Origin of the sequence: Pedobacter anseongensis, assembly GCF_037482965.1 — a bacterium.
Classification (GTDB): Bacteria; Bacteroidota; Bacteroidia; order Sphingobacteriales; family Sphingobacteriaceae; genus Pedobacter; species Pedobacter anseongensis.
Genome location: NZ_JBBHKB010000001.1, coordinates 1,579,425 through 1,589,461, shown reverse-complemented (window position 1 = coordinate 1,589,461; position 10,037 = coordinate 1,579,425). Strand labels below are relative to the sequence as shown.

8 protein-coding genes are annotated in these 10,037 nt (G+C 38.5%); 3 read left to right on the top strand and 5 right to left on the bottom strand.

What is annotated here, in order from left to right; translation table 11 throughout:
* Positions 1–68: 68 nt before the first annotated feature.
* The 4 genes from WG904_RS07090 to WG904_RS07075 all read right to left on the bottom strand — a co-directional run bounded on the left by WG904_RS07090 (position 69) and on the right by WG904_RS07075 (position 5,478).
* The gene (locus tag WG904_RS07090; protein ID WP_339578598.1) at positions 69–1,019 is read right to left on the bottom strand and encodes a Smr/MutS family protein; all 951 of its coding nucleotides are present in this window, start codon (positions 1,017–1,019) and stop codon (positions 69–71) included.
* Between the two features lie 152 nt (positions 1,020–1,171).
* On the bottom strand, positions 1,172–2,758 hold the full coding sequence (locus WG904_RS07085; protein ID WP_339578597.1) for a DUF1501 domain-containing protein: 1,587 nt from the start codon (positions 2,756–2,758) through the stop codon (positions 1,172–1,174).
* On the bottom strand, positions 2,755–4,323 hold the full coding sequence (locus WG904_RS07080) for a DUF1800 domain-containing protein (protein WP_339578596.1): 1,569 nt from the start codon (positions 4,321–4,323) through the stop codon (positions 2,755–2,757). Before WG904_RS07080 ends, WG904_RS07085 begins: the two co-directional genes overlap by 4 nt.
* 108 nt (positions 4,324–4,431) lie before the next feature.
* Positions 4,432–5,478, bottom strand: a complete 1,047-nt coding sequence (locus tag WG904_RS07075; RefSeq protein WP_339578595.1) for a 3-oxoacyl-ACP synthase III family protein — start codon at positions 5,476–5,478, stop codon at positions 4,432–4,434.
* A 72-nt stretch (positions 5,479–5,550) separates the two neighbouring features.
* On the opposite strand from WG904_RS07075, the gene WG904_RS07070 reads away from it, so the two are divergent.
* Both WG904_RS07070 and WG904_RS07065 read left to right on the top strand, forming a co-directional pair.
* Positions 5,551–5,835, top strand: coding sequence for an ATP-dependent Clp protease adaptor ClpS (locus WG904_RS07070; protein WP_339578594.1), 285 nt, complete (start codon positions 5,551–5,553; stop codon positions 5,833–5,835).
* Position 5,836: 1 nt separating this feature from the next.
* Positions 5,837–6,850: a serine hydrolase domain-containing protein gene (locus WG904_RS07065; protein WP_339578593.1), complete on the top strand. Its 1,014-nt coding sequence runs from the start codon at positions 5,837–5,839 to the stop codon at positions 6,848–6,850.
* Here WG904_RS07065 and WG904_RS07060 read toward each other — a convergent pair.
* Positions 6,845–7,444 (bottom strand): thioredoxin family protein, encoded by a 600-nt coding sequence (locus WG904_RS07060; RefSeq protein ID WP_339578592.1) that lies wholly within the window; start codon positions 7,442–7,444, stop codon positions 6,845–6,847. The genes WG904_RS07065 and WG904_RS07060 overlap by 6 nt on opposite strands.
* Positions 7,445–7,535: 91 nt before the next feature.
* Here WG904_RS07060 and WG904_RS07055 point away from each other — a divergent pair, with 91 nt between their 5' ends.
* Positions 7,536–10,031: a TonB-dependent receptor gene (locus tag WG904_RS07055; protein WP_339578591.1), complete on the top strand. Its 2,496-nt coding sequence runs from the start codon at positions 7,536–7,538 to the stop codon at positions 10,029–10,031.
* Positions 10,032–10,037: the final 6 nt, after the last annotated feature.

Below are 10,037 nucleotides of genomic sequence, written 5' to 3'. Positions count from 1 at the left end.
CGAAAGCATCTTAAACTAGTAAATTACCCTATGCTACTAACCGCTGAGGTTTTCTCAGGTGGCAAAAATTAAACCTTAAACACAACCTCCGTGGCCCCGAACCCAAACTTCTCTTTCTGTGCATCCATAAAGGTTCGCACTTGCGGATGTTTGCTAATCACCTTGTGGATATGGTGCCGTAATGTTCCATTTCCCACCCCGTGGATAAATACAATTTTAGGCAGTTGATGTACAATGGCCGCATCCAGCATTTGCTGAAAATAAGCCAACTGTATGTTTATTATCTCGGATTGACCTAAGAATTGATGGTCATCTCTCAGTTTTTCGATATGTAAATCGATTTCTGTCAAAGGAACAGCTACCTTAATCTGGTCGCTAGAGCCCCTAAACAGGCTCTCCTTTAACTTTTTTGCATCGATGAGGGGTAATGGCTCATCCAATCGAATCAACCAACCAAACTTATTAAGTTCAGGAATTAAGCTTTTCGAAATACTAAAATCTTTTGCTCTAAACTTTCTATTTAGCAGCAAAGGTGCCTTGGGTTTTATATTCGCAACGGTAAAAAACAAAACTTGAAAGTTAAAATCTGGCCAAATTTCTAAATCGGCCAAGTTCTCGCTATATAGTTGTGTCTGTCCTTTCGCCTGTACTACACCACCAAATTCGCCTTTATATTTCCCCTTTAAGTCGGTTTTTAAGCTAACTAACAATTGATAGGAACTTCTATTAATTAAAGTAAAATGCACCACTGAGCTGGCTTTTTGCGCTTCAACCACTGCAATATAAATACCCTCTTCTACAAATTTTTCATCGGCAGGCGCCTGAACATTCGTTAATTCATCGGGCTTTGCCAAATTAGATTGATGTCCATAAACACTTGTTAAATTACTAATGGCTACCGGAATTTCAAATCCATCCGTATCCGTAACCCCTAAGGTTTGAGAATCAATAATTCGTGTTACATAACCTTCCCGCTTCTCGTCTACAAAACGAACAAAATCACCAAGTTTAAATTGCATATACAAAGATACGAAGTTTTTTACCACAGAGGCCACGGAGAATTTCACAGAGAAACCGAGTGATTTTTTACCGCGAAGAGCGCAAAGGCTTTTTATCAACAAAGGCTATACATCTAATCCCGCAACTCACAACCCGCAACCCACAACAGAAATCACCGCACAATCATCATATTCCTCACCTGCTGCAAGTCTCCATTTTGCAATCGTGCATAATACACACCAGGTGGAAAATAACGATTCTCGAAATCAACAGTATAGGCGCCAGCAGGCTTCATTCCATCCTGCAAAGTAGTAATCAACTTGCCCATTGTGTTAAACACCTGAATAAGCACATGACCTCCTGCCGAGGTATATTTAATCGTAGTTCTTGAGGTAAATGGATTTGGATAATTGGTGATTAAATTCTCTCCGCTGGCAAGATTCACAGCGGTTACATCAGTAGATACACAATTTGTTCCAGCTTGTATAATGGGCAGCGATTGGAAGTTTTTGAACATCACATTTTGTAGCACCGTTTTATCTACGCAGAACCATTTTTCCAATAAAGTGGCATATACCGATCTAAAATCGTACTGCATAGGAATATTATCGTTCACCGAAGTGGTGGCACTAATTACAGGATTCGTACCTAAAACACCCCCTTGTATGGCATCACCAAAAACTAAAATCGGAGCTGCAGCACCATGATCGGTTCCTCCACCTGCATTCGATTTAATACGGCGGCCAAATTCAGAGAAAGTCATCCCCACTACACGTTTAGAAACACCTTGCAATTTTAAATCGTCCATAAAGGCTTTGATGGCATCACTTACTTTTAATAGTAAGGTAGCATGCGTTCCGGTATCGGTGGCATTGGTAACTACCTGATTAGCATGCGTATCGAAAGAACCTATATTTACCATATACATTCTTGTTTTTAAACCTCCTCCTATTAATCGTGCTACAATTTTAAGTTGATCTGCCAAGGAATTACCTGTAGGATAAGTGGCTTGTGTTTTAACTTTATTTGCCGCTGCTTTAATCACATTAGCATATTGTTGTGTCTGTTGAGAAACCTGCCGGATATAGGTAAGTTCTTTACCGGCATTGGTATTTGGAGCAGGACTTTGGATGCCGTTTATGAGGTTATAAAAATTAACCGGATCAGAAATTGCCATTCCCATATTAATAGAAGGGCCTTGAAAGGCAGGTGATAAAAACGAGCCAATTTGAATGGCCAAAGGATCGGGCATTACTGAGTTAGGGAATCCAATAGGGAAATTAGGGAATGATTCGCCCAAATATCTACCCGCCCAACCCGTTTCAATTTCTACATTTGCATCTGAAGCTGTTTGCCAAATATCTGTGGCTCTAAAGTGGCTAAAATTAGGCGATGGGTAACCTACAGATTGAATAACTTGAACTTTACCTTCATCGTATAAATTACTTAATCCTGTCATTTTAGGGTGCAAGCCCGTACTAAAATTACCTAGTTTGATAATCTTATTTTGTGGTAAGATAATATTTTGCCTTGCAAGCACTAAGTTATCGTAATACTGTAATGGGATGATCATATTTAATCCATCATTGCCCCCATTTAATTGAATAATAACCAGTACATGATCCGTCTCTTCGGTAGCAGCAGTCATGGCCGATAACAAGCTCGACGCGCCAAATGCTTTTAAAGAAAATCCATTAATTAGTGACGGTAATACAACGCCTGCTGGTAATGTTTTTGTAATGAATTCCCGCCTATTCATGATAGTTGATACTCCTCTAAATTCATGATGTACTTATAAAACTCTTTTAACCTAGTGGATACAATATTTCTCTTCCCAGTATTGGTGGGATCGAGTTTATAATTGGTCCAAGCTTCTGTCCAATAAACATCAGTTATTTGATTGCTTAATAAGATACTTTTTAAGAAAGTTTTAACGGAGGCACTTACATCTATGGTATATAAATGGGCAATTACATCGGCTATGAGCTGGTTGGGGTCTTCAGGCTTACTAAACTTGGCCGTATAGGCTAAAGGATCTATACTAATTTTTTTGCCATTTCGAGTATAACCTGTACTGATAAAGCGGTCGGTAAATGCATTACGTTTAGGAAGGGTATCTGAATTAATCCAAAGTTCATAAAATTGTGGTGCCTGATAATATGCTTCCCATCCTGACACGCTCGGCGGATCGCCAAGATTTTGTAGAGTGGTTTGTGCTTGTGCTCGAATATAATCCCACATGTAATATAAATTCACATAGTCTAACGAATCAGGGAAAACAATTTCAAACTCTCGACAAAGACCAACCATAAATTCGATTGGCGACTTAATACTACACGATCTATTTTGTGGCGCAAAAAAATCTGCACTCGTAAATAGTGCTTTTAAAACTGGTTTAATCTGATAATCGCTTGTTCTAAAAATATCGGCAAGGGGAACAATCACATTTTGCTCCACAGCAGGCGTAATATCATAATACACAAAATACGTATATAAACGGCGGCAGATATACAAGGCGAGTTCAGTATTCGTAAATAACATATCGATCATGTCGTTCACTTCATTAGCACCATCTGCACCTGTTCTGCCTTTAATTAATTTATTGCCATAAAAAGCCGAAAACTGTTTATCGGTAGTATCATGCCTCGACGCCGTAAATATAGACGTGATATTTCTCGAATCCAATTGAAAGCCTGTTAATACTCGCGCTGCTGCTTTTACATCTGCCTCGGTAAACTTAGAATTTGGGCCCTTACCCATGGTGAACAATTCCTGCAGTTCTCTGCCGTAGTTCTCATCTGGAGCAGTTTTGGTATTTACATATCCATTTAGATAGCGCAACATCGCAGGATCAATAGTAACTTGTTTAACCATCTCCTTAAAACTACCAAAAGCAAGGGTTCTGAAAAGGTTATTATGCTTGAAAATATATCTCGCATCGCCAACTACAGTCGTTTCGGTTGAAAAGTGGTTTGCCCAAAACAACACCATTTTCTCTCGTAAAGAAACTTGTTGAGTAAGCATTTGACCCACCCACCACGACTTAAACGATGTTATTCTTCTGCTATTCGCATTCCCATCATATACTGCATTTACCCAAATTGCACCCGACGAAACTGCAGGATCGGTAAAATTGCTATCATTATAATTGTTAATAGGAGGTACGGGCAAAGGCATATCTAGTAAAAGATAATCAACCACCTCAGTTAGGGTTTTGCCTACTAGCGAACTTACATCCGCCCTATTCACGCCAAATAAACTACGTTTAAGCAAATGTGTTAATTCCGTCTTCCCAAAAGTCCCTGTATATGCTTGGAGCGCCATCGGTATTTATTTAACGTAATCTTAAAGATACATCATAATACCGTTAAAACAAAAGCATTTGATTTCTTAAAAATTTAACATTTTATTCAACAAACACATCTTCCATATTTACCACCTTACTAGCGCACTTGCCCAAGTAAATCCAGAGCCAAAAGCAGCTAAACAAACCAGATCACCTTCCTTAATTTTACCTTCTTCCCATGCTTCACATAGTGCTATAGGAACTGAAGCAGCGGTGGTATTGCCGTATTTTTGAATGTTATTGAAAATTTTTTCATCGGGTAATTTTAAGAGTTGCTGTACATACTGACTAATCCGTAAATTTGCTTGATGCGGAATAAGTAAATCTATATCATCTGCCGTTAAATTGTTTGCCGCCAAAGCTTCTTTAATTACTTCTGGAAATTTAACTACAGCCTTTTTAAAAACAGCTGGCCCGTCCATATACGGCAATGCAGCACCACTCTCCATTTGTTCAGGTGTTATAAAAAGTCCACCCAGCTCCTGATCAGGATATCCAGGCTTATCTGGCATCCACCTGTTTGCATGAGAACCTGGGTAAAACATGGCTAAAATTTCGGCCTCAGCCCCATCGCTATGTAAATGCGTGCTTAAAATTCCCTGCCCTTCTCTCTTCGCCGGCTGTAAGACTACTGCTCCAGCACCATCCCCAAAGATCACCGAAACATTTCGACTCCGCGTTTCAAAATCCATCGCAAACGAGTGCTTTTCACTACCCACCACTAATATATTCTTATACATGCCAGTTTTGATGAATTGGTCGGCCACAGAAAGCGCATACAAGAACCCAGAGCATTGATTTCGAACATCAAGCGCCCCTACCTCTTTCATTTTCATTTCACGTTGCAGCAATACTCCACATCCTGGGAAATAATAATCAGGACTTAAGGTGGCGAAAATAATAAAATCAACATCCTTTGCAGTTATCCCCGCTCTTTCAATGGCAATTTTGGCTGCTTCAACCCCCATTGTAGTTGTAGTTTCTTCAAGTCGATCTGCAAAACGACGCTCTTTTATTCCGGTACGTTCTTGAATCCATTCATCGTTGGTTTCCATAAAACGTGATAAATCGTTGTTAGTATATATATTTTTGGGAACATAATAACCAATACCCGCAATTTTTGAGCTGTTCATAACAATTTGATTAGAAAACAAATGTAACTAATTTGGTCTTCCATTCTCGATTCAATTCCGTAATTTTGCACCATGCCGTCAACTGAAACAAAGGAAGAAACATTTACGCTTGAAGAAATTTTAACTTCTTTAAAGACCGTTCATCGATTAATTTTATGGAACGACGATGTGAACACCTTTGAGCACGTAATTTGGTGCATGATGAAATATTTGGACTATACGGAGACGCAGGCTGAAAAAATTGCTTGGGAAGTTCACAATAAAGGCAAATGTGCAGTATTGGAAGGTTCGTTTACAGAGATGGAAGTGTATCGGAAAATATTGCAGCAAGAAGGATTAACAGTTACTGTCGATTAAAATGAAAATCTTTGCTTTAAGCCTTATTTCCTTACTTATAGCAATACATACAGCATTCGCTCAACCCGCAACCATCGATAAATTAAGATCTGATTCTAAGGTGCCAGGCCTTCAATTTGTGTGGATTGATAAAGATAAAACCACAAATTATTCGTTAGGAACAGCATATACCGGTGGTAAACAGGGATTAAATGCAAACACTATATTTCAAGCTGCATCGTTAAGCAAGGTAGTTTTAGCCTATGTATGCTTGCAGTTGGTGGCAGAGAAAAAGATAGCCTTAGACACTCCATTATATTGTTATTTTGATTACCCAAGAATAAAAAACGACCCCAATTCGAAAAAAATAACTGCTCGAATGGTATTAAACCATACTACAGGTTGGCCAAATTGGGCACAAAATCCGATGCAAAAAGGATGGAGCACATCGGCCTTAAAAACGCAATTCGAACCCGGTACAAAATGGAATTATTCTGGCGAAGGGTTTGTCTTTTTACAATTGGTTATTCAAAATATTTTGAAAAAAGATTTTCAGCAAATTGCCAAAGAAAGAGTGTTCACGCCACTTGAAATGAAAAATTCATCCTTTATTTGGGAAGAACGATTTGCAAAAACTGCAACTTTTGGATATAATGGCAAAAACGAAATTACAGAAAGAGGCGAATTTTTCCTGCCCAATGCTGCATTTTCATTATTAACCACAGCAACCGATTATAGTTTATTCTTAAAGGCATTGCTTAAACAACACTTATCAACGATGTTAACCGATGAAGTACCAACCAACACCAAGCAGATATTTTGGGGGCTTGGAATAGGCATTCAAAAAAATGAAATCGGAAAATTTGCATGGCATTGGGGCGATAATGGCGATTACAAAGCGTTTTTCATCATCAACCCAGAAAAAGAACAAATAATGGTTTGCTTTACGAACAGTATTAATGGATTAAAGCTGATGAAGCCATTAGCGAATAGCTATTTCGGAAATGCGAGTTGGTATGATGCTAACGGGCTATAATTTCCTTAAAAGTGCGGCAAACTCCTTTTGCGTTTCCTGTGTTTTATCTTTTGCATACCAACCATGCAATAATTCACCAATTTTAACAGAATCTAACCCTTCTTTTTGCCACGCTGTGCGTAACGATTGCAAAACCGCTGGCCGTGGTCCCCATTTTGGCAATACCACTTCCCCTTCATCATTTAAAACCAACACCACTGGAATAGCTCTACCCCCATTGGTTAAATACTCATCCATAATCGACAGATGTTGATCTCTTAATAGTAAACGTAAGCTAAACTTATCTGGTGCGGCCGAAACCATTTTATCGATAACTGGAACAATCTGCGCCGCATCGCCACACCAGCCTTCACTCATCACCAAAAAACGATAATGCTGCTTTACGTTGTCGATTGCAGTAAGCAGTTCATCGTTTAAAATAGTCGTTTTCTCTACCCTTTTCATCCGCTGCACATTCATTTTGGTATAGTGCAAGAGTTCTTCAGAATGATCTGGACCAGTGGTTTTACCAACGGCTAAAAGGTCATCAACCAACTCCCTGTATTTAGCATAGGTTAATGCTTCGTTATCAAAAATATTACTGTAATTAAACATAAAACGGCTGTAATAAAATAGTTACGGCTCTTTTTTTAAACCCTTAACGCCGACCTTTGTCTTCCTTAAAAACAAATCGAAATCAGATTAAATGAGACCAATTACACACAAAGTTCTATTATTAATATTTACCATTTGTATCGCAACTGTAAAACTTTCGGCACAGAACACTACAGGTGTTGGCAAAATCACTGGAAAAATTGTTGATGCACAAAATAATGAAGGAATTCCTTATGCTTCGGCAATTTTATTAGACAAAAAAACGAAAGCAATTGTAAAAGTTGCAAAGGCCGACGTTGAAGGAACATTTACATTAATTAACCTACCAAAAGGCGTTTTTACGTTTAAAGCAAGCTATGTCGGTTTCCAAACTATGGTTAGGGATTCAGTTTCTATAAGTGATGCCGTTAAGGAAGTTAATTTTGGCAACATAAAAATGAAATTCGCCAAAGGAAATATTTTAAGTGAAGTAGAAATTAAAGCCCCTAAAGCTACCATGCAGATGGGCATTGATAAAAAAATATTCTCAGTCGACCAAAGTTTGGTAAGCGAGGGCGGTTCTGCTTCAGATTTGCTTCAAAATGTGCCGTCGGTACAAACCGATATCGATGGGAATGTAAGTTTACGTGGATCATCGGGGGTAAAAGTTTTAATTGATGGAAAACCATCTTTAATTGCGGGCGGAAATATTGCGCAAATCCTTCAATCTATCCCTGCAAGTTCGATCGAAAGCGTAGAATTGATTACCAACCCATCGGCTAAATACGATGCCGAAGGGCAATCGGGTATCATTAACATTGTACTAAAGAGAAATAAAAAACTTGGTTTTAATGGCTCATTAGCACTAACGGCCGGAAATCGCGACAATTATAACGGAAATACAAGCTTAAGTTTTCAGAATAAAAAAATAAACCTGTATGGCAATTATAGTTATCGGTATGGCAACCGAATTGGAGGTGGATTTAACAACATCGAATACTTAAATCCTTCGCCTACCTCACTGGCCTTTGGCGAACAAAGAAATAACTCTGTTGATTTAAACAAAGGCCATAACCTTAAGGCTGGAATTGATTATTATGTGGCAGAAAAAAGTGTGATCAGTTTTTCAACAGGATTAAATATTGGCACTGGCAACGAAAATGAAATCTTAAATATCAATCAACTTTACGCTGATCGAAATCCATTTTCGTTGAGTAACAGAAATAACAACGAACAGCAAAATAGAAATAGTTACGATTTAGGCTTAGATTTTTCTCAAAAATTTAAAAACCCAAAAGAAGAGCTTACGGCAAATCTAGCGTATGCTGAAGGCACGAATGACAATTATCAGATTTACAATACTACTATTTACAACACACAAGGCAGTACGACCCATAATGTAGACATACAGCGTACCGATCGAGGTAACTTCAATAGAAACTACAATATTCAATTCGATTATACTAGACCGTTGGGCGAATTTGGAAAATTAGAAGGAGGCTATCGAAGCCAAATCAAAATGTCTGAGAGTTCTACTTATGCCGAGCAATTAAGTCCTGTTAATGGCGAATACGACTTTAACTACGCCCTTAGCAACGATTTTAACAATAAAGATCAAGTACACGCCGCCTATATTAACTATCAAAATCAAGTTAAAAAATTTGGCTACCAAGTTGGCTTTAGAATAGAAGATGCTAAACTCGATACACGTATGGGTGCTTATAACATTAATTCGAACATAGCCTACACCCCAGGAAAAGTTGCCTATACACGTATTTATCCAAGTATATTCCTAACACAAAAGATTAGCGACGAGCAACAAGTGCAGTTAAGCTATAGTCGCCGCGTAAATAGACCCCGGGGTTGGGATACCAATCCGTTTTTAGACGTTTCAGACCCCCTAAATTATCGTCGAGGAAATCCAAATCTACAACCCGAAGATGTACATGCCTTTGAGTTAAGCTATAGCCGTTTTTGGAAGAGTTTCTCAGTGGTTTCATCTGCTTACATGCGTCAAACTAACGACGTAATTCAAAGAATTAGAACAGAACCCGATGTGAATGGGATTACCATTGTTACCCCTCAAAACTTAACACGAAACATTTCGAGCGGTTTAGAGTTGATAGGGAAGTTTGACTTGATTAAAAAATGGAATTTTACAGCCAACGTAAATCTTTATCAAAGTAAGATTGTGGGTGTACCAGCATTTGGAATTGTAGAGAATTCGGGCTTTAGTTGGAATGCAAACTTAACCAATAATTTCACGCTACCTTTAGGCATTAGTTTACAGGTTAAGGCGGATTACCGTGCCGCTGAAGTAATGGCACAGGGTAAACGAAACGCTATGTACGGTTTAGATGCGGGCGGCAAGTATGATTTTAAAGATAAAAAATCGAGTTTAAGCTTAAACATTAGAGATGTTTTTGGCACCAGAAAATGGAGCATGACTACACTGGGCCGCACTTCGATTATTGATTTTAGTAGGCAAATGCAAGGCACTATGGCTAATTTAACATACTCGTATCGTTTTGGCAAAACGGCATTCGGATTTAAGAAAACGAAGAAACAAGAGGATCAAAATGGCAGGCCAGATGAAGAATCTTTTTAAATTATT